Raw genomic sequence first — 21,036 nt, forward strand, 5'->3', positions numbered from 1 at the left:
GACCTTGGGATCAGCTCAGTGCACGGCGGTGAAGAACCGCGCGAGCCGGAAGCCGGAGAGCCAGGTCCACACCGGCTGGCCGCGCATGCCGAGATCCCAGGAGCCGAGCACGGCATCCGCGCGTCCGACCAGATTGTCGATCGGCAGCAGACCGACGCCGCCGGAGCGCAGGGGCACGCGGCTGTCGGCGGAATTGTCGCGGTTATCGCCGAGCACGAAGAGGTGGCCGGGCGGCACCGTCACTTCAGGCGTGTTGTCGAGCGGACCGTTGTCGCGCATCTTGAAGATCAGATGCGACACGCCGTTCGGCAGGGTCTCGATGTAGCGGTAGGCCGGCTCGCTGCCGCCATTGTCGTCTTCGGCGGCGCCGACGCCATCCGGCTTCAGCTCGGCGGGACGGTCGTTGATGAAGAGCTGGCCCTGCCGCATCTGGATGCGGTCTCCGGGCAGACCCACGACGCGCTTGACCCAGGCCTGCGAGCGATCGCCGGGCCAGCGGAACACGACGACGTCGCCCTGCTTCGGCGTCTCCGCGAAGACGCGGCCGCTTTCGGGCAGGTTGATCTGGATCGGCAGCGACGAGGTGCCGTAGCCATAGGGGAATTTCGAGGCGAGCAGCGCATCGCCGATCAGGAGCGTCGGCTCCATCGAACCCGACGGTACATAGAACGGCTCGGCGAGTGCGCCCTTGGCGATGAACACGGCGGCGACGATGCCGGCGAGCTGCATCAGCTGACCAGCCCAGCCGCTGCTCTTCCGCTTGGCGGTGACAGTTACCTTCTCAACGCTCATGCGCCCGTTCCACCAACTGTAATACGTTCCATCAGAAGCGACGGCTGGCCGACGCCGACGGGCACGCCCTGACCGTTCTTGCCGCAGGTGCCGATGCCGGTATCCAGCGCGAGATCGTTGCCGATCATGCGGATGCGATGCAGGTCGGTCGGCCCGTTGCCGATCAGCATGGCGCCCTTCAGCGGCGCGCCAATCTTGCCGTTCTCGATCTTGTAGGCCTCGGTGCACTGGAACACGTATTTGCCCGAGGTGATGTCGACCTGGCCGCCGCCGAAATTCGCGGCGAAGACGCCGTTCTTCACGGAGGCGAGGATCTCGGCCGGATCGCGGTCGCCCGCGAGCATGTAGGTGTTGGTCATGCGCGGCATCGGCACATGGGCGTAGCCCTGGCGGCGGCCGTTGCCGGTCGGCTTCATGTTCATCAGGCGCGCGTTCTGGCGGTCCTGCATGTAGCCGACCAGAATGCCGTCCTCGATCAGCACGGTGCGGTTGGTCGGCGTGCCCTCGTCGTCGATCGACAGCGAGCCGCGGCGCGAGGCAATGGTGCCGTCGTCGATCACGGTGACGCCCTTGGCCGCAACCTGCTGGCCCATCAGGCCGGCAAAGGCCGACGTCTTCTTGCGGTTGAAATCGCCTTCGAGGCCATGGCCGACCGCCTCATGCAGCATCACGCCGGGCCAGCCGGCCCCAAGCACGACGTCCATCTCGCCGGCGGGGGCGGGAATCGATTCCAGATTGACCAGGGCTTCGCGCAGCGCGCCGTCGGCGGCGTCGCGCCAGTTCTTGCTCTCGATGAATTCGGCATAGCCGGCGCGGCCGCCATAACCCTTGCTGCCGCTCTCCTGGCGGTCGCCCTGACCGGCGACGACGGAGACGTTGACGCGCACCAGCGGGCGGATGTCGCGATAGCTCTCGCCATCGGGCCGCAGGATCTCGACGACCTGCCAGGTTGCGCCGAGGCTGACGCTGACCTGCCGCACCCGCGGATCCTTGTCGCGTAAGTAAGCGTCGATCTCGGCGAGCAGCTTCACCTTGGTCTCGAAGCCCGGCGCATCCAGCGGATTGTCGTCGGCGTAGAGCCGCACATTGGTATGCGCCGGCGGGGCCGCGAAGCTGCCCGAATAGCCGCCGCGCACGGCAGCGACCGCGTCGGCGGCGCGAATCAGCGCCGGCAGCGACACGTCGGAGGAATGGGCATAGCCGACCGCATCGTCCTTGACGGCGCGCAGGCCAAAGCCCTGCGAGGTGTCATAGGTCGCCTGCTTCAGCCGCCCATTGTCGAACATCAGCGCTTCGGTCTGGCTGTATTCCAGGAACAATTCGCCGTCGTCGGCACCGGCAAGCCCGCGTGCGACCTCGTTGCGGACCTGATCGCGGTCGAGATTGGCGCGGTCGAGCAGGGAGGTGGTGGCTGGATTGGTCATGCGTCCGTCCATTATCGGAAGATGTAGGGCAAGATAATGGTTTCCCGGCGGTTCCGCGAGGGTGCCAGGTGCCACATTACGAAACGATAGGATTCGCCGCGCGCGGACGCGCCTGCCGCCTTATGGCAGCTTGTCATAGCCCTCGCCGAGCCCGTTCAGGCTGAGCGGGAAGCCGATGCCTTCTTCCGGGGTCTCGAAGATGATGAAGGTCGCGGTCTTGGCGGTGCGGAGCTGGCCGAGCAGCTTGTCGTCCATGACGACCTCGGCGACGCAGCCATTGGGCAGACAGCGGACGAAGCCGGCGCGGCCGACGTCCTGGTTGTCGAGCTTCAACCCGAGGCCGGATGGCAGCAGCACGCCGAGTGGGGCGACCACCCGCATCAGCCGGCTCTTCTGGTCGGCGGTCTTGAGCACGATCACGGTGAGGCCGGCATTGGAGCGGTCTTCGGCCACCACGCTCTGGATCAGGGCGCATTGCTCGGTCTGGGCGCCGGGCGGGGTGTCGCAGCGGATCTGCCAGTCGCCATGGACGGAGCGCACCGCGCCCTGCGCATGGGCGAGGCCCGGCAGCGCCATGACGACAATCACCACCAGCAGGGCCGCCAGCATCGTGAGGCCGCTCGCCTGCCTTGCCATGCTTCTCGAAAACCCCATCGGGTCGGTCCCTCTGCTCGCCTGGGTCGCTCGCGCCTGGCGGACTGATACGGGAATGACGGCGTCTTGAAGGCGATTCGCAAGCAAATTCCGCGCCGCCCACACCGCCATCGCCCGCACGAATCAGGTTCCTGCGCGGCTGTCTGCCAGTGCCTACCGCGGGCAATGCCGCTGTCAAGCCGCGGCATCCCGGGAAACGGTATTTTTCTCTGATGTTACTAGGAAATATCTTGCGGGTGATGGCTGACAGGCGGGGCTCAAGACTGCATTGCGATAGATCAAGAATTATGGTTTGAGAGGCTTGATTTCGGCGTTCTAGCGATCTGGCCCCAATTCCTCTTAGAGGTATTCTTGCGCGGCGGTTTGTCAGACGGGCGGATCGAATAAGCGTTTCCCGGAAATAGGGGGATGCACTTGGGGTGATTTCGTTAGGGGAGCGCGAACGGCATGAGGATGTCGATGGGCCATGTGGGCCGGCACTTGCTGGGATTGGCCGTGGCGGGTCTGACGCTGGCGACGGGCGGTGCGGCATATGCCGAGCTCGGGCAGCCGGCGCCGTGGGAATGGACGCTCCAGCAATCCGCCTCGCCGGTGATGGACAACATCGTCTGGTTCCACAACTTTCTGTTCGTGCTGATCACGCTGATCACGCTGTTCGTTCTGGCGTTGCTGGTGATCGTGGTCATGAAGTTCAATGCGAAGGCCAATCCGGTGCCGTCGCGGACCACGCACAACACGCTGATCGAGGTGGCGTGGACGCTCGTTCCGGTGCTGATCCTGGTCGGTATCTCGGTGCCGTCGTTCCGCCTGCTGTTCCTCGAGCTCGACGTGCCGAAGGCGGATTTGACCATCAAGGCCACCGGCAAGCAGTGGTACTGGTCCTATGCCTATCCTGATAACGGCAAGTTCGAGTTCGACTCGCTGATGGCCCAGGACAAGCAGCCCCGCCTGCTCGGCGTCGACAACGAGATGGTGGTGCCGGTCAACAAGGTGATTCGTGTCCAGGTCACCGGCGCGGACGTCATCCACGCCTTTGCGCTGCCGGCTTTCGGCGTCAAGATCGACGCCATTCCGGGGCGGCTGAACGAGACCTGGTTCAAGGCCACCAAGACCGGCATGTTCTACGGCCAGTGCTCGGAGCTCTGCGGCAAGGACCACGCCTTCATGCCGATCGCGATTCGCGTCGTGGAGGACAAGGACTTCGCCTCCTGGGTCGAAACGGCGAAGAAGAAATATGCGAGCGGCGGCACCAGCACTTTCGCCTCGGCGGCCGGCCCGACGCAGTAAGCGCCGGGCGAAGGCTCGAGGGACAGAAAGCGACATAAAGGGCGGGACCGCAGAAGGTCCGAACGGGACGCAAGGCAGGATTTGAAAATGGCAACGAGCGCAGCGGCACACGGCGATCACGCGCAAGACCACGGACATGACGAGCACGCCCATCCGACCGGATGGCGGCGCTATGTCTATTCGACCAACCACAAGGACATCGGTACGATGTACCTGATCTTCGCGGTCATCGCCGGCGTCATCGGTGCCGCCATGTCGATCGCGATCCGTGCCGAGCTGATGTATCCGGGCGTGCAGATCTTCCACGAGACGCACACCTATAATGTGTTCGTGACCTCTCACGGCCTGATCATGATCTTCTTCATGGTCATGCCCGCAATGATCGGCGGCTTCGGCAACTGGTTCGTGCCGCTGATGATCGGCGCGCCCGACATGGCGTTCCCGCGCATGAACAACATCTCGTTCTGGCTGCTGCCGGCCTCCTTCGCGCTGCTGCTGATGTCGACCTTCGTCGAGGGCGAGCCGGGTGCCAACGGCGTCGGCGCCGGCTGGACCATGTATGTGCCGCTGTCGAGCTCCGGCCATCCGGGCCCGGCCGTCGACTTCGCGATCCTGTCGCTGCATCTGGCGGGCGCCTCGTCGATCCTCGGCGCCATCAACTTCATCACCACGATCTTCAACATGCGCGCGCCGGGCATGACCCTGCACAAGATGCCGCTGTTCGTGTGGTCGATCCTGGTGACGGTGTTCCTGCTGCTGTTGTCGCTGCCGGTGCTCGCCGGTGCGATCACCATGCTGCTCACCGACCGCAATTTCGGCACGACGTTCTTCGCGCCCGACGGCGGCGGCGACCCCGTGCTGTTCCAGCATCTGTTCTGGTTCTTCGGTCACCCCGAGGTGTACATCCTGATCCTGCCCGCCTTCGGCATGGTCAGCCAGATCGTCTCGACCTTCTCGCGCAAGCCCGTGTTCGGCTATCTCGGCATGGCCTACGCCATGGTCGCGATCGGCGGCATCGGCTTCGTGGTCTGGGCGCACCACATGTACACGGTCGGCATGTCCTCGGCGACGCAGGCCTATTTCGTCGCCGCGACGATGGTCATCGCGGTTCCGACCGGCGTGAAGATCTTCTCGTGGATCGCCACGATGTGGGGCGGCTCGATCGAGTTCCGTGCGCCGATGATCTGGGCGGTGGGCTTCATCTTCCTGTTCACTGTCGGCGGTGTCACCGGCGTCGTGCTGGCGAATGCCGGCGTCGACCGCGTGCTCCAGGAGACCTACTACGTCGTTGCGCACTTCCATTACGTGCTGTCGCTCGGTGCGGTGTTCGGGATCTTTGCCGGCTGGTACTACTGGTTCCCGAAGATGTCGGGCTACATGTACAATGAGACGCTGGCGAAGGCGCACTTCTGGGTCACCTTCATCGGTGTGAACCTTGTGTTCTTCCCGCAGCACTTCCTCGGCCTGTCGGGCATGCCGCGCCGCTACGTCGACTATCCCGACGCGTTCGCCGGCTGGAACCTGGTCTCCTCGGTCGGCTCCTACATCTCCGGCTTCGGCGTGCTGATCTTCCTCTACTGCGTGTTCGACGCCTTCGCGAAAAAGGTGCCGGCCGGCGACAATCCGTGGGGTGCGGGCGCGACCACGCTGGAATGGACGCTGCCTTCGCCGCCGCCCTTCCATCAGTTTGAAGTGCTGCCCCGCGTGCAGTAAACCAACGCTCGCGGCGCCCGTGACGGGCGCCGCGGCTCTTTAGCGAAGCGAGTCAAAACTAGTGTCCGTCCTCGACCATAACGCCATCGACATCGATCCCCGCATCTCGGAAGCGGAGGTGGGCGACTACATTGCGCTGCTCAAGCCGCGGGTGATGTCGCTGGTGATCTTCACCGCGCTGGTCGGACTGGCGATGGCGCCCGGGCATTTCCACCCGGTGCTGGCCATCACCTCGCTGCTCTGCATCGCAGTCGGTGCCGGCGCTTCCGGAGCGCTCAACATGGCGCTCGAGGGCGATATCGACGCCAAGATGTCGCGCACGGCAAACCGGCCGATTCCGCGCGGCCGCATCACCCGTCCCGAGGCGATGGCGTTCGGCATGACGCTCGCCTTCTTCTCGGTGATGACGCTCGGCATCCTCGTCAACTGGATCGCCGGCGCGCTGCTCGCCTTCACCATCTTCTTCTACGTCGTGATCTACACGATGATCCTGAAGCGCCGGACCGCACAGAACATCGTAATCGGAGGCGCCGCTGGTGCGCTACCGCCGGTGGTGGCGTGGGCCGCGGTCACGGGCACCGTCGACGTCGAGCCGCTGCTGCTGTTCGCCATCATCTTCTTCTGGACGCCGCCGCACTTCTGGGCGCTGGCGCTGTTCCGCTCCGACGACTATGCGCGTGCCGGCATTCCGATGCTGCCCAACGTCGCCGGTCCCGACGCGACGCGGCTTCAGATCCTGCTCTACACCATCGTGCTGATCGCGGTCGCCGCCGCCCCGTGGGCGCTCGGCTATTTCGACGCCATCTACGGCATCGTCTCGCTGATCCTCGGCGCCGGCATGCTTGTGCTCGCGATCAACGTCTATATGCGCCGCGAGCGCAGCCAATCGCTGCGCGCGACCCGCAAGCTGTTCGCCTTCTCCATCCTTTATCTGTTCGCACTGTTTGCGACCCTGCTGGCCGAAGTCGTGTTCCGGGCGCTTGCTCCGATGGTAGGGGGCGCATGATCGCTGGAATGGCCGACAAACCTGAGATGAATGGAATCGTCCTCACGGAGGCGCAGAAGAAGAGCCGCCGCCAGCGCTCGATCGCGATCGCGCTCGCGCTCGGCGTGCTCGTGGTGCTGTTCTTCGCCGTCACCATCGTCAAGGGACCGGCAGTACTCGTCCGGCCGATGTAGGAAACATGGATCGAGAGCCCACCATATCGCGGGATCAGAGCCGGACGGCCAAGCAGGGGCGTGGGCCTTCCAAGGGTCTTGGCCGCGACGTGCTGGTCGCCTCGATCTGCGGAGGCGTGGTGGCGCTGATGGTCGGTGCCTCCTACGCGGCGGTGCCGTTCTACAACTGGTTCTGCCGCGCCACCGGCTTCAACGGCACGACGCAGGTTGCGACCTCGGCGCCGGCCACCGGGCCGATCGCACGGAAGATCGCGGTGCGCTTCGATTCCAACGTCGCGCCCGGCCTGCCCTGGAAGTTCGAGCCGGAGCAGAGCGAGATCGAGGTCAATATCGGCCAGGTCGTGACGGTCTTTTACACCGTGACCAACCAGGCCGCGCGCACCACCGCGGGCCAGGCGGCCTACAACGTCGCGCCCCTGACGGTCGGCTCCTACTTCCAGAAGATCAACTGCTTCTGCTTCACCGAACAGACCATGGCGCCCGGCGAGAAGCGCGAGATGCCGGTCGTATTCTACGTCGATCCGTCGATCGCCGACGATCATGAGAACGACGGGCTGAACACGATCACGTTGTCCTACACGTTCTATCCGGTGCGCGATCCCGTGGTGAAGCCGCTGGCGTCGGGTGAAGACGACAAACGCAAGGGAAATCTCTGACCGCCGGGCTCACGTCGCGGGGGTTGGACACAAGGGGATAAGTGCCGGACAGGCACGGGATTGAGGAGAGAGACCGCAAATGGCAACGGCGCACACCAAGCATCACGACTACCACCTGGTGGATCCCTCCCCGTGGCCGGTCGTCGGCTCCATCTCGGCCTTCATCATGGCGGTCGGCGCGATCACCTGGATGCACCACATGTTCTCGGCCGCGCCGATCATCTTCGGTGCCGGCACCGTCGGCGTGATCTACACCATGGTGAGCTGGTGGGGCGATGTGATCAGGGAAGCCCAGTACAAGGGCGATCACACCCGCGTCGTGCAGCTGCATCACCGCTACGGCATGATCCTGTTCATCGCCTCCGAGGTGATGTTCTTCGTCGCCTGGTTCTGGGCCTATTTCAACGCGGCGCTGTTCCCGGCCGACGCCGTCCACGCCACACGCGACGCCGTGTTCGGCTGCGGTCTCGGCACCGCGGCTGGCGCCTGCGCCGTGCCCGGCACCTGGCCGCCGCATGGCATCGAGACCTTCGATCCCTGGCATCTGCCGCTCCTGAACACGCTGATCCTGCTGACGTCGGGCACCACCGTGACCTGGGCGCACCACGCGTTGCTCGAGAATGATCGCCAGGGCCTGAAATACGGCCTGATCCTCACCGTCGTGCTCGGCGCGCTCTTCACCTGCGTGCAGGCCTATGAGTACAGCCACGCGGCGTTCTCGTTCGGCGGCAATGTCTATGGCGCGACCTTCTTCATGGCGACCGGCTTCCACGGTTTTCATGTGCTGGTCGGCACCATCTTCCTGCTGGTCTGCCTGTTCCGCGCCTATGCCGGCCACTTCACCCCGACACAGCACCTCGGCTTCGAGTTCGCCGCCTGGTACTGGCACTTCGTCGACGTGGTCTGGCTGTTCCTGTTCCTCTGCATCTATGTGTGGGGACACGGCGCCGAGACCATGGCCCACGGCGCGCACTGAGCCGCATTGGACCGATCAGAAGGGGCGGCCGCAGGGCCGCCCTTTCGCTTTTGGGCCGCCGGAAGCTTCGGCGGAAACTGTGATTGAGCGTTTTCGAGCGAAGCGGATACCGGTTCGCGTGAAGAAAACGCGTCAAAACAAGAATCTAGAGCTTCGGTTCTGATTCAATCAGAACCGATAATGTTCTAGAGTCCGTGATCATGAACGATACCACCGGCCCATCCGAGCCCGAGACGACCGTCCTGCAAAGCGCGCTGCGCGGGCTTGCCTGCAAGTGCCCGCGCTGCGGCAAGGGCAAGCTCTATGCGGGCTTCCTGACGCTCGCGCCCAGCTGCGACCGCTGCGGCCTCGACTATGCCTTCATCGACACCGGCGACGGTCCTGCGATCTTCATCATCATGCTGGCCGGCGGGATCGTCGTTGCGTGCGCGCTGATCGTCGAGGTCAAATACCAGCCGCCGTACTGGCTGCATGCCGCGCTGTGGCTGCCGCTGATCCTCGCGACCACGCTCTTGCCGCTGCGCGCGATGAAGTCGCTGTTGATCGCGCTGCAATTCCACCACAAGGCGGCGCCGGGCCGGCTGGTCGACCGCGCGAAATGAACGAGACCGCGCGCAAGCCCCGCGTGGCCGGCTTCGCGCTGTTCACGCTTTTCCTGGCCGCCGTCTTGGTCGCGCTCGGCGTCTGGCAATTGCAGCGCCGCGTCGCGAAACATCAGTTGATCGCCGCATTGACCGAGCGTCTCGCGGCGGCACCTGTTGCGTTGCCGCCGCCGTCGCAATGGAGCACGCTGACGCCGGAGCGGGACGAATTCCGTCGGGTCACATTTTCGGCGACCTACGAGTCCCGTCTGGATGCGATGGTCTACAGTTCCGGCTCCGCCATCCGCTCCGACATTTCCGGCCCCGGCACCTGGGCTTTCCTTCCCGCACGGCTGCCTGGCGGCGATATGGTCGCGGTCAACGCGGGCTTCGTGCCGAACACCCAACAGGACCGCGCCCTGCAGGATCGGGCGGTCGCGCGACTCATTACCAACAAGCCGGCGATGTTGACCGGCTACGTCCGTTTCCCCGAAACAGCCAGCGTGCTGATGCCTGACGCTGAGCGTGACAAACGGCTGTGGTTCACCCGCGATCATCTCGCCATGTCCCGGGCGCTCGGCTGGGGCACGGTCGCGCCGTTCTACATCGACCTGGAGCGGCCGGTGCCGGAGAACGGCATTCCGCGTCCCGGCCCGCTCGACGTGCATCTGAAGGACGATCATCTGCAATACGCCATCACCTGGTTCGCGCTCGCCGGCGCGGTGCTGATCGCATTCGGCGTCTGGGCGAGGGGACGGCGGCACCCGACCTGAAATTTTTCGTAGGTTCCTGGAGGGAACCCGGTATCGCCCGGGGTTTATTATTCAGGACATATTCACGAGGGTGGTCCTAAGCCGCACGCAAATTTTTCGCGGCAGACAGGATTTTGGTGTGAGCGATTTCGACCAGATGGGAATTGTCGTCGACTGGGTGGACGCCTGCCGGAAGGGCGACCTCGCGACGCTCCTCGATCTCTATGCGGACGACGCCCGGGTCGAATGCATGTGCAACGGCAAGCGACATTATCGCGGGCGGCGCGAGCTCGAAACCTATTGGGGACCGCGGCTCAGCACCTTCTCGTCGGCAGGCTTCGGTCTTGAGGAGATCAATCCAGTGCCGCATGGCATCGATCTCGAATATTCCGTCGCGGGCTCGCTGCGTATCCACGCCTCGTTTCGCTTCAGTCCCGAAGGCAAGATCTACAGTACCCTGTGCGAGCCGGCGCGGCAGTCCCCGCATGCCGATGGTGTGTGCTAGCCGGCCGCCGGCACGTCTCGCGCCGTCTCGACCGGCAGGCGACAGCGCACATAGGTTCGCTGGTCCGCGCGCAGCAGCGACAGCGATCCGCTGAGCGCGCGCACGCGCTCGTGCATGCCCGTCAGGCCGCGGCCGAAGACGTTGTCGGCGGGAAAGCCGCCGCCGTCGTCGGAGATCTCAATCGTGAGCACCTCGCCGGCCATGGTCGCCAGCACATGGGCATTGTTCGCCCCGGCGTGGCGCAGCACGTTGGTCAGCGCCTCCTGGATCAGGCGATAGACGGTCTGCGCCAGCGGTCGGTCGATCTCGTTCAGACCCGGATCGATCGTGGCCGTCAGGCTGATATGCGGCGCCTGCCTGCGAAAGTTCTGGAGCAGCGTCTGCACGCTGGTCTCGAGCCCCAATTCCTCGATGTAGAGCGGCCGCAGCCGGTCGAGGATGCGGCGGTTGGTCTGCTGGAGCGCCTCGACAGAGCGCATCACCTCCTGCGCCGGGTTGCCGAGATTTCCCGAGGTCTCGCTCAGCGCGATCGTGCTGGCGCGGATGCCGAACAATAGCGGTCCGAGCTCGTCGTGCAGCTCGCGCGCGAGATCGCGCCGCTCGTCGTCCTGGAGCGACACCAGGCGGTGCAGCAGGTCGCGATTATCCTGACTCAATTGCGCGAGCGTCATCGCCAGCGCATTGGCTTCCTCGCAGCTCTGCCGGATCTCCTGCGGTCCTGCGACCGGGATAGGCGTTGCATAATCGCCGCGCCGGATTCGCGTGAGGCCTGCGCCGAGATCTTGCAGGGGACGCAGCACCGATCCCGCAAAGAGATAGGCAATGGTCCCAGTCAGCATCATCAGCACGGCGATGAGGCTCGTCAGCGCCAGGAAGCCGATCCATTTCTCGAACAGATCGGCTGACAGGTCCGGCATGAACACGATGTCGCCGACACGCCTGCCGTCGATGATGACGGGAGATGCGGCGTCCATCTCCGGGATGGCGATCAGGTCCACGAACCAATGCGGCACGCCATGCAGATCACGCAGGCTGTCCTTTGGAGAGGGGGCGGGACCTGCTTCCACTGAACGGAATTGAATATCCGAGGAGTTGTCCAAAGAATGGACAAATGCGTCGAGTATCTTCCGCGGGTCGTCCGAGGCCTTCAGGCTGTTGTTGAGTGCCTCGGCGACCGTCCGGGTCGAGCGTCGGCCCGGCTCATTCTCGTCGGCAAGCTGCCCCGCCGCGAAGCTCTGGAGCAGCACGCCGCCCATGACCAGCGCGGCAAGGAAGCTCAAGCCGAGCGGAAGAAACAATTGTGTTCTGAATGAGAGCCGCTGCCACATTAGGTCAATTCTAACGCGCATTGGCGGGATTTGCTCTTTCCATTTGTTCCCGTCGGTCTATGAGTCGAAAAACAAGAGAGCGCGCGATGCAAGATACCGCCAAGCCGGCGACCCGAGTTCTGATCGTCGACGACCATCCCGTGGTGCTGTCAGGATGCCGCACCCTTTTCGCGTCCGACCACTCGATCCGTATCGACGAGGCGACCGACGCCAAATCCGGGCATCGCGCCTATATCAGCAAGCGGCCCGACGTCACCGTCATCGACATCAGCCTGCCCGACGTCTCCGGCTTCGAGCTGATGCGGCGGATCCGCAAGGACGACCCTGATGCCAAGATCATCATGTTCAGCATGAACGACGATCCGGCCTTCGTGGTGCGGGCGGTCGAGCTTGGCGCGCAGGGATATGTCTCCAAGGGCGACGATCCCCGGATTCTGCTCAAGGCGGTGCGCAAGGTGGTCGCCGGCGACAATTTCATCTCGCCGCAACTCGCGGAGGCGGTCACGTTCTCCGGTGCAGCGATCAAGGCCAATCCGGCCTCGCAGATGACGCCGCGGGAGCTCGAAATTCTCCGCCTGCTCGGCCGTGGCGACAAGATCGTCGAGGTCGCCGAGGCGCTCGGCATCTCCTACAAGACGGTCGCCAACACCACGTCCCTGCTCAAGCAGAAGCTCGGCGCCAAGAACCATTCCGACCTGATCAGGATCGCGGTGGAAATCGGGATGAGCTGACGCCCGGGGCATTGGCGGCCCGGGGGCACCGGCGGCCCGCGCACTGGCGCCCGGCACCGAACCGGCTGCTCCAGGATGCAGCCGGTCCGGCCGGGCGGATCGGGTCTCGGCGCGTACCGGGCAATGCATGGACAGCGCCGACACCATCCGCCGACACAATGGGCCGGCGTGATATTCGTTCCTGAACCACCCGAAATTGCGGGAAAAAGAAGCAATGGCGTGCGGGCGCTCGCAGGAATGCCTTTGCGAAACGCGAACCGCGCCGGGAAAAATAGGAACATTTTCTTGCCCCCGCCGTTTTGGCTCTTGACGATTTCGTGACGGGCGCCGAGAACTTGGCCGACAGTTTTGGCGGGCCGGCAACCCGCACGAGGCAAACCGGGTCTGCACATATCAACGACAGACCTTCCAAGAGAGGGCTGCGGCATCGCCGCAGCCCTTTTTCGTTGAGCGGGGCACAGGCGGGAAGCGGTTTCCCGATGCCGCAAAACACTTTATGGTGGCCTAACGCCTCTGGCCGTTAACAAGTAGTTTCATGAAATCAAAGGCTTATGGATCTGGCTCAAGGCCGGCCGGCCTTTGGAGGGCAGTTTGACTCGCTATATCTCGACCCGGGGCGAGGCCCCAGAACTCGGCTTCTGCGACGTGATGCTGACTGGGCTTGCCCGTGACGGCGGCCTGTATGTGCCGGTGACGTGGCCGCAGCTCTCGACCGAGGCCATCGCTGGCTTCTTCGGCCGCCCCTATTGGGAGGTCGCGGTCGACGTGATCCGTCCGTTCGCCGGCGGCGAGATTTCGGATGCCGAGCTCGGCCGCATGGCGAACGAGGCCTATGCCACCTTCCGCCATCCGGCGGTGGTGCCGCTGCGCCAGATGACGCCGCATCAATTCGTGCTGGAGCTGTTCCACGGCCCGACGCTCGCCTTCAAGGACGTGGCGATGCAGCTGATCTCGCGGCTGATGGACCACGTGCTCGCCAAGCGCGGCCAGCGCACCACCATCGTGGTCGCGACCTCCGGCGACACCGGTGGCGCCGCGGTCGACGCGTTCGCGGGCCTGGAGAATGTCGATCTCATCGTGCTGTTCCCGCACGGCCGCATCTCCGAAGTGCAGCAGCGGATGATGACGACCACGGGCGCGGCCAACGTCCATGCGCTCGCCATCGAGGGCAATTTCGACGACTGCCAGGCGCTCGTGAAGGGGATGTTCAACAACCATCGCTTCCGCGATGCGACCTCGCTCTCCGGCGTCAACTCCATCAACTGGGCGCGTATCGTCGCCCAGGTGGTCTACTACTTCACCTCCGCCGTCGCCGCCGGCGCGCCGGCACGCACGGTGGATTTCGTCGTGCCGACCGGAAATTTCGGCGACATCTTTGCCGGTTATGTCGCCAAGCGGATGGGGCTGCCGGTGCGCACGCTGCGCATCGCCGCCAACGTCAACGACATCCTGGCGCGCACGCTCAAGACCGGGATCTACGAGGTGCGCGAGGTGCACGCCACCGCGTCGCCATCGATGGACATCCAGATCTCCTCGAATTTCGAGCGGCTGCTGTTCGAGGCCGGCCGGCGCGATGCGGCCGGCGTGCGCCGTCTGATGGACTCGCTGAAGCAGTCGGGGCGCTTCGTGTTGCCTGACGCGATGCTGGCCGCAATCCGTGAAGAATTCGACGCCGGCCGGGCCGACGAGACCGAAACCGCAGCCGCGATCCGCGCCGCCTGGCGCGAGGCGGGTGAGCTGGTCGATCCCCATACCGCGGTCGCACTCGCGGTCGCCGACCGCGACACCACCGACACGACGGTGCCCAGCATCGTGCTCTCCACCGCCCATCCGGCCAAATTCCCCGATGCGGTCGAGGCAGCCTGCGGCCAGCGGCCGCAATTGCCCGCCTGGCTCGACGGTCTCATGACCAAATCCGAACACATGAAGGTGATGAAGAACGATCAGGCCGAGGTCGAGCGGTTCGTGCTGTCCGTAAGCCGGGCCGCAAAACAGGGAGTTGCCGGATGAGTGTCGAGATGTCCAAGCTTGCCTCCGGCCTGACCGTCGTCACCGACGAGATGCCCCATCTCGAGACCGCGGCGCTCGGCGTCTGGGCCGGCGTTGGCGGGCGCGACGAGAAGCCGAACGAGCACGGCATCTCGCATCTGCTCGAGCACATGGCGTTCAAGGGCACGACCAAGCGCTCCTCGCGCGAGATCGTCGAGGAGATCGAGGCGGTCGGCGGCGACCTCAATGCCGGCACCTCGACCGAGACCACGTCCTATTATGCGCGGGTGCTGAAGGCCGACGTGCCGCTCGCGCTCGACGTGCTCGCCGACATCCTTGCCAATCCCGCATTCGAGCCCGACGAGCTCGAGCGCGAGAAGAACGTCATCGTGCAGGAAATCGGTGCCGCGCAGGACACGCCCGACGACGTCGTGTTCGAGCATCTCAACGAGCTCTGCTATCCCGACCAGCCGATGGGCCGCTCGCTGCTCGGCACCGCCAAGACCCTGCGCGCCTTCAACCGCGACATGCTGCGCGGTTATCTGTCGACGCATTATCGCGGCCCCGACATGGTGGTGGCGGCAGCCGGCGCGGTCAATCACAAGCAGGTCGTCGCCGAGGTCGAGAGGCGCTTTGCGAGTTTCGAGGGGACGCCGGGTCCGAAGCCGCAAGCCGCTCAGTTCGGCAAAGGCGGCGCCAAGGTGGTGCATCGCGAGCTCGAGCAGGCGCATCTGACGCTGGCGCTGGAAGGCGTGCCGCAGAGCGATCTGTCGTTGTTCTCGCTCCAGGTCTTCACCAACATCCTCGGCGGCGGGATGTCGTCGCGGCTGTTCCAGGAAGTGCGCGAGAAGCGCGGCCTCTGCTACTCCATCTACTCGTTCCACGCGCCCTATACCGACACGGGCTTCTTCGGCCTGTACACCGGCACCGATCCGGCCGACGCACCGGAGATGATGGAGGTCGTGGTCGACATCATGAATGATTCGGTGGAGACGCTGACCGAGGCCGAGATCGCGCGGGCCAAGGCGCAGATGAAGGCGGGCCTCCTGATGGCGCTGGAGAGCTGCTCGTCCCGCGCCGAGCAGCTGGCCCGGCATGTGCTGGCCTATGGCCGGCCGCAGACGGTCGAGGAGCTGGTGGCCCGGATCGACGCCGTCAGCGTCGAATCGACCCGGGATGCGGCGCGTGCGCTGCTTTCGCGGAGCCGCCCTGCAGTTGTCGCATTGGGCAGTGGCAGGGGTCTGGACACGGCGGTATCTTTTGCGGAAGGATTGACCCGGGCACGTGCCAAGGCGCGGCTGCACTAGGAGCCGCGCACGGGCTGATCTGCCCCGGGAAGCATCACCATGGCCCTGTTTCGCCTGCCATCCAGTGGACCCGCCGCCCTCGCGCCGCGCGGCAACGGCCTGTTGCTGCGCGCGCCGCAGATGTCGGACTTCATACAGTGGGCGCATTTGCGCGAGTCCAGCCGCGACTATCTCACGCCCTGGGAGCCGATCTGGCCGTCGGATGACCTGACCCGGTCCGGCTTCCGCCGCCGCCTGCGGCGCTATTCCGAGGACATCGCCGCGGACCGCTCCTATCCCTTCCTGATCTTCCGTGAGCTCGATGGCGCCATGGTCGGCGGCATCACGCTCGCCAATGTCCGCCGCGGTATCGTCCAAGCCGGCACCATCGGCTACTGGGTCGGCAAGCCTCATGCCCATCGCGGCTACATGACGGCGGCGCTGCGGGTGCTGCTGCCGACGCTGTTCGGCGAGCTCAATCTGCACCGGGTCGAGGCCGCCTGCATCCCAACCAATGCGCCGTCGATCCGGGTGCTGGAGAAGTGCGGCTTCTCCCGCGAGGGCCTGGCGCGCCGCTATCTCTGCATCAACGGGGTCTGGCAGGACCACCTGCTGTTCGGCCTGCTGCACGAGGATTTCCGCGGCTGAGCTGCCGCTCGTGCTGCCAAAGTCTCCTTGTTTGCTGCCTTGGGTTCGCCGATTTTGGCGATATAAACCGCTGGCCGGCCGGCGATCGGCTGGAGGATGGTCATGGAGTATGGGCGTTGATGGTGAAGAAGCTTCGGTCATCGCGGAATGCGTTGCGGCGGGGTACGGGGATCGCGCTGGCGTTGTCGGTTGCGCTCGCCGCCGTCTCGCCGGTGGCGGCCCAGTCGCTCACCGACCGCTTCAAGAGCCTGTTCGGCGGCAAGTCCGACGAGCCGGCCCAGCCCAAGCCGGCGCCCGCGCCCGGCCAGCCGGCGGCCGATGACGACGTCGATTGTCCGCAGGTCACGGTGCGCGCCGGGGCCTCGACCTACGCGGTCGGCGCCGCCGGCAAGCCGGCCGTCGGCAATGAGATCCGCTTCCAGGCCACGATCACCAAGATGGCGCGTGAATGTACCCGGAATGGCGGCGATATCACGGCCCGGATCGGCATCCAGGGCCGTGTCATCGCCGGTCCCGCCGGTGCGCCTGCGACCGTCGAGGTGCCCTTGCGCATTGCCGTGGTGCAGGGCGGCGTCGGCGAGAAGGTGATCGCCTCGAAGGCGTACCGGACCACGGTCGAGATGTCGGAGGGCGGCAGCGTGCCCTTCACCTTCATCGCCGAGGATCTGGCCTATCCCGTGCCCTCGGCCAAGATCGCCGATTCCTACATCTTCTATGTCGGCTTTGACCCGCAGGCGCTCTCGCCCGAGCCGAAGGCAAGGCCGAAGAAGAAATAGGGCAAGATCTCGCGGCAATCTCAACTGTCATTGCCCGCGAAGGCGGGCAATCCAGTATTCCGAGACAGCGAGGCTAGAATCGAGATGCCGCGGCGTACTGGATCACCCGCCTTCGCGGGTGATGACATCCGATGTGTTGCTACAGACATCGTCAAACAAAAAAGCCGGCGCTCGCGCGCCGGCTTTTTGATTGGTGAAAGGCAAAGCCCCTCAGTTCAGCTTCTGCCGAACCTCGTTGATGCCCTTGGCGAGCAGGTCGTCGGCGACCTGGCCCTTGACCGACTGCGACAGGATCGTGGAGGCGGCCTGGACGGCGGCTTCCGCGGCTGCGGCGCGGACATCGGCCACCGCCTGGGCCTCGGCGAGCGCGATCTTGCTCTCCGCGGTCTTGGTGCGGCGGGCGACGAAGTCTTCCATCTTCGCCTTGGCCTCGGTCGCGATGCGCTCGGCTTCGGACTTGGCGTTGGCGATGATGTCCGCAGCCTCGCGCTCGGCCGTGGCACTGCGCGCCTTGTAGTCGGCGAGCACCTTGGCCGCTTCCTGCTTGAGGCGCGTCGCGTCGTCGAGCTCGGCCTTGATGCGGTCGGCGCGGTGGTCGAGCGCAGTCGTCACCTTCTTGAAGACCCCGAGATAGCCGAACAGGACCATCAGGATCACGAAGGCGATGGCGACCCAGGTTTCAGGATCGAAGAACATATCGACTAACCCTTCAAGGACGCGTCAACGGCAGTGCTGACCGAGGCTGCGTCCGGAACGATACCGGTGAGCTGCTGCACGATCTGGCCTGCCGCATCGGCCGCGATGCCGCGGACGTTGCTCATGGCCGTCTTGCGGGTCGAGGCGATGGTCTTTTCCGCCTCGGCGAGCTTGACCGCCAGTTGCTCTTCAAGCGCCTTGCGCTCGGCTTCCGCCTGCGCATTCGCCTTGTCGCGGGATTCGTTGCCGATCGCCTGCGCGCGCGAACGTGCCGAAGCAAGCTCACCCTCATAGGCCTTCAGCGCCGCGTCGGACTGGTCCTTCAGCTTCTGCGCTTCGGCGAGGTCACCCTCGATCTTGTTTTGACGTGCCTCGATCGCACCGCCGACGCGCGGCAGAGCGAGCTTGGACACGATCACGTAAAGCGCGACGAAGAAGATCGCGAGCGACACCAGCTGTGAAGCGTAGTTGCTGCTCTCGAACGGCGGAAAACCGCCACCGTGACCGCCTTCGGACTCGGTGTGGGCGCCCGCCGCCGGACTTTTCGCCCCGCCATGACTCTCAGCCATGGATTACTCCTGTTGCCGTCATGCGCGCCGCTTCGGTCGAAGCGGCGCGAAACATCGTCCTCAGAGCGGAACGAACAGCAGCAGCAGCGCGATCAGCAGCGAGAAAATGCCAAGCGCTTCGGTCACGGCGAAGCCGAAGATCAGGTTGCCGAACTGGCCCTGAGCGGCCGACGGATTGCGAACGGCTGCGGCAAGGTAGTTGCCGAAGATCACGCCCACGCCGACGCCCGCGCCGCCCATGCCGATGCATGCGATGCCCGCGCCGATAAGTTTTGCTGCTGCCGGATCCATTTTAGACTCCTTGGAAGAAAGATTGGGTTGTGGGTGGAAATTCCCCGGACCGCTCAGTGTCCCGGATGAATGGCGTCGTTCAGGTAGATGCAGGTCAGGATCGCAAACACATAGGCCTGCAGGAACGCGACCAGAATCTCGAGAGCGTACAGCGCGACCGTGAGCGCCAGCGGCAGCACGCCGCCGACCCAGCCGAGCGCGCCGAGCGAGAAGCCGAGCATGGCGACGAAGCCCGCGAAAACCTTGAGCGCGATGTGGCCGGCCAGCATGTTGGCGAACAGACGGACGCTGTGGGAGACCGGCCGCAGGAAGAACGACAGGATCTCGATGAACATCACCAGCGGCAGGATGTAGCCGGGGACGCCGTGAGGCACGAAGATCGAGAAGAATTTCAGGCCGTTCTTGGCGACGCCGTAGATCAGCACGGTGAAGAAGACCAAAAGCGCGAGCGCGGCGGTCACGATCAGATGGCTCGAGATCGTGAAGGTATAGGGGATGATGCCGACCAGGTTCGAGACGCAGATGAACATGAACAGCGAGAAGATCAGCGGGAAGAACTTCATGCCTTCCGCGCCGGCCGTCGAACGGATGGTCGAGGCGACGAATTCGTAGGAGATCTCGGCGACCGACTGGAGGCGCCCGGGAACCAGCTGCGTGCCACTGGCAAGCATCAGGAACGAGATGATCGCCACCGCCACCAGCATGTAGAGCGACGAATTGGTGAAGGCGATCGTGTGATTGCCGATATGGCCGATCGTGAAGAGAGGCTCGATGTTGAACTGGTGGATCGGATCGATTTTCATCAGCGCGGCATCTCTTGGTCTGCCGGGCAATGCCGGCGGGTCTCGGTCTGCCGGCCGGGCCGGCCCGTACCGGCATGGCCGGCACGATCATTCCTCTGTTGGTGCGGATCGCTTAAGAATCACCGCGCCTGTTTTGACCCGCGCCTGCCGTTCTCACCACATTCACCACGCCGGCCACGAAGCCCAGCAGCAGGAACACGATAAATCCGAAAGGCGACGTCGACAGCAAGCGGTCGAAACCCCAGCCAATCCCCGCTCCGACAACGACCCCGGCGACCAACTCGGAGGATAACCGGAAACCAAGCGCCATCGCCGAAGCTCTGGCCGCTCTGTCTTCACCGTCACCTGCGGGTTGCTCGGTCTTGATTCGTCGGTCCCGGAATTCGGACAACCGCTGATCAAGATTTCCGAGCCGTTCGGAAAGCGCAGCTTCCTCGGACGATCTATCGCGATCCCCATTCTCGCCGTGTCCCGTGCCCTGTGTCATGCAACGAAGACCCGAAACGCCGCGGCTGAATGGAAATTACGCCCACCACCCTCAAAAGCCGCGCGGACCATACTGATGGCCCATAATCAAGTCAAGCCAAGTCACGATTGCGTCGCGTTCTATTATGTATCTGATTTACTTGATGATATTGGCACGCACGGCAACGCTGCACACAGCGTGACGCCGCACCGCAGCAGCTCTCTTCATGATCGGCGAATGCGACCACCATTTCGTCCTGCCGGCGGGATCAAAGGGATTGCCGCGATCGTTGATATCGGTGGCGCGTTTTGGGCGGCAGATCGCCTCGCCGGGGTGTAGAATTGAAGAGAAGCCACAGAAGCGCCATGGCGGAGAGCGCGATGAGACCAGCAAATTCATCCACAGCATCATGGCTTGCAGCGGCGGTATTCGCCGCGATGATGACCATCGGCGGCGGCCTCGTTGCCGCACAGTCCGCGCCCGACAGCGAAAACGGCCGCTACAGCATGACGCCCATCCCCGAAGGAGTGCTGCGGCTCGACACCCGCACCGGCACGGTATCGACCTGCACCAAGAACGGCGCGGGCTGGGCCTGTTACGCGGTGCCCGACGAACGCACCGCGCTCGACGCCGAGATCGGCCGGCTCCAGGCCGAAGTCGAGAAGCTGAAGGGGCAGATCGCGGCGGGGCCGACCGTGTCGGGCAAGATCGACGAGGCGATGCCGAAATCCGATCCGCTCAAGAAGGACCCGAAGGTCGCCGAGGGGGACCGCAAGATCGAGATTCCGCTGCCCAGCGACCAGGATGTCGATCGGGTGATGTCGTTCCTGGAAAAGGCCTGGCGCCGGCTGATCGACATGGCCAACCGCGTGCAGAAGGACGTCTCGGGGAAGATCTAGCGCATGACGAGATGCCGTAGGGTGGGCAAAGGTGC

At 64.6% G+C, this 21,036-nt stretch carries 25 protein-coding genes; 16 read left to right on the forward strand and 9 right to left on the reverse strand.

What is annotated here, in order from left to right; translation table 11 throughout:
- Positions 1-15 precede the first annotated feature (15 nt).
- From lepB to AB7G19_RS04545, 3 genes are all read right to left on the reverse strand, one after another.
- The gene (gene lepB / locus AB7G19_RS04535; protein WP_063980763.1) at positions 16-792 is read right to left on the reverse strand and encodes a signal peptidase I; all 777 of its coding nucleotides are present in this window, start codon (positions 790-792) and stop codon (positions 16-18) included.
- The gene (gene tldD, locus AB7G19_RS04540) at positions 789-2,216 is read right to left on the reverse strand and encodes a metalloprotease TldD (RefSeq protein WP_063986049.1); all 1,428 of its coding nucleotides are present in this window, start codon (positions 2,214-2,216) and stop codon (positions 789-791) included. Before tldD ends, lepB begins: the two co-directional genes overlap by 4 nt.
- Before the next feature lie 120 nt (positions 2,217-2,336).
- Complete coding sequence (locus AB7G19_RS04545) at positions 2,337-2,870, reverse strand: invasion associated locus B family protein (protein WP_063986050.1); 534 nt, start codon at positions 2,868-2,870, stop codon at positions 2,337-2,339.
- 447 nt (positions 2,871-3,317) lie between these two features.
- Between AB7G19_RS04545 and coxB the strand changes: the two genes are divergently transcribed.
- The 9 genes from coxB to AB7G19_RS04590 all read left to right on the forward strand — a co-directional run bounded on the left by coxB (position 3,318) and on the right by AB7G19_RS04590 (position 10,519).
- On the forward strand, positions 3,318-4,157 hold the full coding sequence (coxB, locus tag AB7G19_RS04550; protein WP_063980764.1) for a cytochrome c oxidase subunit II: 840 nt from the start codon (positions 3,318-3,320) through the stop codon (positions 4,155-4,157).
- 87 nt (positions 4,158-4,244) lie between these two features.
- Positions 4,245-5,870: a cytochrome c oxidase subunit I gene (ctaD, locus tag AB7G19_RS04555; protein ID WP_063980765.1), complete on the forward strand. Its 1,626-nt coding sequence runs from the start codon at positions 4,245-4,247 to the stop codon at positions 5,868-5,870.
- A 61-nt stretch (positions 5,871-5,931) separates the two neighbouring features.
- Positions 5,932-6,876 carry a heme o synthase gene (locus tag AB7G19_RS04560; protein ID WP_028151627.1) on the forward strand — a complete coding sequence of 315 codons (945 nt, stop codon included), beginning with the start codon at positions 5,932-5,934 and terminating at the stop codon, positions 6,874-6,876.
- A complete protein-coding gene (locus tag AB7G19_RS04565) occupies positions 6,873-7,049 on the forward strand; it encodes a hypothetical protein (RefSeq protein WP_014498510.1) in 177 nt (58 codons plus the stop codon). Before AB7G19_RS04560 ends, AB7G19_RS04565 begins: the two co-directional genes overlap by 4 nt.
- Positions 7,050-7,054: 5 nt before the next feature.
- A complete protein-coding gene (locus AB7G19_RS04570) occupies positions 7,055-7,705 on the forward strand; it encodes a cytochrome c oxidase assembly protein (RefSeq protein ID WP_063980766.1) in 651 nt (216 codons plus the stop codon).
- A gap of 79 nt (positions 7,706-7,784) precedes the next feature.
- Positions 7,785-8,681, forward strand: a complete 897-nt coding sequence (locus AB7G19_RS04575; RefSeq protein ID WP_231143822.1) for a cytochrome c oxidase subunit 3 — start codon at positions 7,785-7,787, stop codon at positions 8,679-8,681.
- 200 nt (positions 8,682-8,881) lie between these two features.
- Entirely contained in the window at positions 8,882-9,283 is a 402-nt protein-coding gene (locus AB7G19_RS04580; protein ID WP_063980767.1) for a DUF983 domain-containing protein, read from the forward strand.
- Positions 9,280-10,035, forward strand: a complete 756-nt coding sequence (locus AB7G19_RS04585) for an SURF1 family protein (protein WP_063980768.1) — start codon at positions 9,280-9,282, stop codon at positions 10,033-10,035. Before AB7G19_RS04580 ends, AB7G19_RS04585 begins: the two co-directional genes overlap by 4 nt.
- 118 nt (positions 10,036-10,153) lie before the next feature.
- Positions 10,154-10,519, forward strand: a complete 366-nt coding sequence (locus tag AB7G19_RS04590) for a nuclear transport factor 2 family protein (RefSeq protein WP_063980769.1) — start codon at positions 10,154-10,156, stop codon at positions 10,517-10,519.
- Here the strand turns inward: AB7G19_RS04590 and AB7G19_RS04595 are convergent.
- The gene (locus AB7G19_RS04595) at positions 10,516-11,847 is read right to left on the reverse strand and encodes a histidine kinase (RefSeq protein ID WP_063980770.1); all 1,332 of its coding nucleotides are present in this window, start codon (positions 11,845-11,847) and stop codon (positions 10,516-10,518) included. The genes AB7G19_RS04590 and AB7G19_RS04595 overlap by 4 nt on opposite strands.
- Before the next feature lie 86 nt (positions 11,848-11,933).
- Between AB7G19_RS04595 and AB7G19_RS04600 the strand changes: the two genes are divergently transcribed.
- The 5 genes from AB7G19_RS04600 to AB7G19_RS04620 all read left to right on the forward strand — a co-directional run bounded on the left by AB7G19_RS04600 (position 11,934) and on the right by AB7G19_RS04620 (position 17,277).
- Complete coding sequence (locus AB7G19_RS04600; RefSeq protein WP_014498503.1) at positions 11,934-12,578, forward strand: response regulator transcription factor; 645 nt, start codon at positions 11,934-11,936, stop codon at positions 12,576-12,578.
- A 591-nt stretch (positions 12,579-13,169) separates the two neighbouring features.
- Positions 13,170-14,588, forward strand: coding sequence for a threonine synthase (gene thrC / locus AB7G19_RS04605; RefSeq protein ID WP_014498502.1), 1,419 nt, complete (start codon positions 13,170-13,172; stop codon positions 14,586-14,588).
- Positions 14,585-15,874 carry a M16 family metallopeptidase gene (locus tag AB7G19_RS04610; RefSeq protein WP_063980771.1) on the forward strand — a complete coding sequence of 430 codons (1,290 nt, stop codon included), beginning with the start codon at positions 14,585-14,587 and terminating at the stop codon, positions 15,872-15,874. Before thrC ends, AB7G19_RS04610 begins: the two co-directional genes overlap by 4 nt.
- A 39-nt stretch (positions 15,875-15,913) precedes the next feature.
- Complete coding sequence (locus AB7G19_RS04615; protein WP_014498500.1) at positions 15,914-16,501, forward strand: GNAT family N-acetyltransferase; 588 nt, start codon at positions 15,914-15,916, stop codon at positions 16,499-16,501.
- A 119-nt stretch (positions 16,502-16,620) separates the two neighbouring features.
- Entirely contained in the window at positions 16,621-17,277 is a 657-nt protein-coding gene (locus AB7G19_RS04620; protein ID WP_063980773.1) for a hypothetical protein, read from the forward strand.
- Between the two features lie 210 nt (positions 17,278-17,487).
- Here the strand turns inward: AB7G19_RS04620 and AB7G19_RS04625 are convergent, their stop codons facing one another.
- The 5 genes from AB7G19_RS04625 to AB7G19_RS04645 form a co-directional block, all read right to left on the reverse strand.
- Entirely contained in the window at positions 17,488-17,973 is a 486-nt protein-coding gene (locus AB7G19_RS04625) for a F0F1 ATP synthase subunit B family protein (protein WP_085402617.1), read from the reverse strand.
- A 5-nt stretch (positions 17,974-17,978) separates the two neighbouring features.
- Complete coding sequence (locus AB7G19_RS04630) at positions 17,979-18,542, reverse strand: F0F1 ATP synthase subunit B family protein (RefSeq protein ID WP_063980775.1); 564 nt, start codon at positions 18,540-18,542, stop codon at positions 17,979-17,981.
- A gap of 60 nt (positions 18,543-18,602) precedes the next feature.
- The gene (locus AB7G19_RS04635) at positions 18,603-18,833 is read right to left on the reverse strand and encodes a F0F1 ATP synthase subunit C (protein WP_007599451.1); all 231 of its coding nucleotides are present in this window, start codon (positions 18,831-18,833) and stop codon (positions 18,603-18,605) included.
- A gap of 53 nt (positions 18,834-18,886) precedes the next feature.
- Positions 18,887-19,636: a F0F1 ATP synthase subunit A gene (locus tag AB7G19_RS04640; protein ID WP_063980776.1), complete on the reverse strand. Its 750-nt coding sequence runs from the start codon at positions 19,634-19,636 to the stop codon at positions 18,887-18,889.
- Between the two features lie 112 nt (positions 19,637-19,748).
- Positions 19,749-20,123: an AtpZ/AtpI family protein gene (locus AB7G19_RS04645; protein WP_063980777.1), complete on the reverse strand. Its 375-nt coding sequence runs from the start codon at positions 20,121-20,123 to the stop codon at positions 19,749-19,751.
- A 75-nt stretch (positions 20,124-20,198) separates the two neighbouring features.
- On the opposite strand from AB7G19_RS04645, the gene AB7G19_RS04650 reads away from it, so the two are divergent.
- Entirely contained in the window at positions 20,199-20,441 is a 243-nt protein-coding gene (locus AB7G19_RS04650; protein WP_166076733.1) for a hypothetical protein, read from the forward strand.
- Positions 20,442-20,482: 41 nt separating this feature from the next.
- Entirely contained in the window at positions 20,483-21,001 is a 519-nt protein-coding gene (locus AB7G19_RS04655) for a hypothetical protein (protein WP_063986051.1), read from the forward strand.
- Positions 21,002-21,036 lie beyond the last annotated feature (35 nt).

Source organism: Bradyrhizobium sp. 215_C5_N1_1 (genome assembly GCF_052075935.1).
GTDB classification, from domain to species: domain Bacteria; phylum Pseudomonadota; class Alphaproteobacteria; order Rhizobiales; family Xanthobacteraceae; genus Bradyrhizobium; species Bradyrhizobium barranii.

Coding starts and splice junctions, on each gene's coding strand:
- lepB (WP_063980763.1), bottom strand. CDS start 792: ATGAGCGTTGAGAAGGTAACTGTCACCGCCAAGCGGAAGAGCAGCGGC.
- tldD (WP_063986049.1), bottom strand. CDS start 2,216: ATGACCAATCCAGCCACCACCTCCCTGCTCGACCGCGCCAATCTCGAC.
- AB7G19_RS04545 (WP_063986050.1), bottom strand. CDS start 2,870: ATGGGGTTTTCGAGAAGCATGGCAAGGCAGGCGAGCGGCCTCACGATG.
- coxB (WP_063980764.1), top strand. CDS start 3,318: ATGAGGATGTCGATGGGCCATGTGGGCCGGCACTTGCTGGGATTGGCC.
- ctaD (WP_063980765.1), top strand. CDS start 4,245: ATGGCAACGAGCGCAGCGGCACACGGCGATCACGCGCAAGACCACGGA.
- AB7G19_RS04565 (WP_014498510.1), top strand. CDS start 6,873: ATGATCGCTGGAATGGCCGACAAACCTGAGATGAATGGAATCGTCCTC.
- AB7G19_RS04570 (WP_063980766.1), top strand. CDS start 7,055: ATGGATCGAGAGCCCACCATATCGCGGGATCAGAGCCGGACGGCCAAG.
- AB7G19_RS04575 (WP_231143822.1), top strand. CDS start 7,785: ATGGCAACGGCGCACACCAAGCATCACGACTACCACCTGGTGGATCCC.
- AB7G19_RS04580 (WP_063980767.1), top strand. CDS start 8,882: ATGAACGATACCACCGGCCCATCCGAGCCCGAGACGACCGTCCTGCAA.
- AB7G19_RS04585 (WP_063980768.1), top strand. CDS start 9,280: ATGAACGAGACCGCGCGCAAGCCCCGCGTGGCCGGCTTCGCGCTGTTC.
- AB7G19_RS04595 (WP_063980770.1), bottom strand. CDS start 11,847: ATGTGGCAGCGGCTCTCATTCAGAACACAATTGTTTCTTCCGCTCGGC.
- AB7G19_RS04600 (WP_014498503.1), top strand. CDS start 11,934: ATGCAAGATACCGCCAAGCCGGCGACCCGAGTTCTGATCGTCGACGAC.
- AB7G19_RS04610 (WP_063980771.1), top strand. CDS start 14,585: ATGAGTGTCGAGATGTCCAAGCTTGCCTCCGGCCTGACCGTCGTCACC.
- AB7G19_RS04615 (WP_014498500.1), top strand. CDS start 15,914: ATGGCCCTGTTTCGCCTGCCATCCAGTGGACCCGCCGCCCTCGCGCCG.
- AB7G19_RS04620 (WP_063980773.1), top strand. CDS start 16,621: ATGGTGAAGAAGCTTCGGTCATCGCGGAATGCGTTGCGGCGGGGTACG.
- AB7G19_RS04625 (WP_085402617.1), bottom strand. CDS start 17,973: ATGTTCTTCGATCCTGAAACCTGGGTCGCCATCGCCTTCGTGATCCTG.
- AB7G19_RS04630 (WP_063980775.1), bottom strand. CDS start 18,542: ATGGCTGAGAGTCATGGCGGGGCGAAAAGTCCGGCGGCGGGCGCCCAC.
- AB7G19_RS04635 (WP_007599451.1), bottom strand. CDS start 18,833: ATGGATCCGGCAGCAGCAAAACTTATCGGCGCGGGCATCGCATGCATC.
- AB7G19_RS04640 (WP_063980776.1), bottom strand. CDS start 19,636: ATGAAAATCGATCCGATCCACCAGTTCAACATCGAGCCTCTCTTCACG.
- AB7G19_RS04645 (WP_063980777.1), bottom strand. CDS start 20,123: ATGACACAGGGCACGGGACACGGCGAGAATGGGGATCGCGATAGATCG.
- AB7G19_RS04650 (WP_166076733.1), top strand. CDS start 20,199: ATGGCCCATAATCAAGTCAAGCCAAGTCACGATTGCGTCGCGTTCTAT.
- AB7G19_RS04655 (WP_063986051.1), top strand. CDS start 20,483: ATGAGACCAGCAAATTCATCCACAGCATCATGGCTTGCAGCGGCGGTA.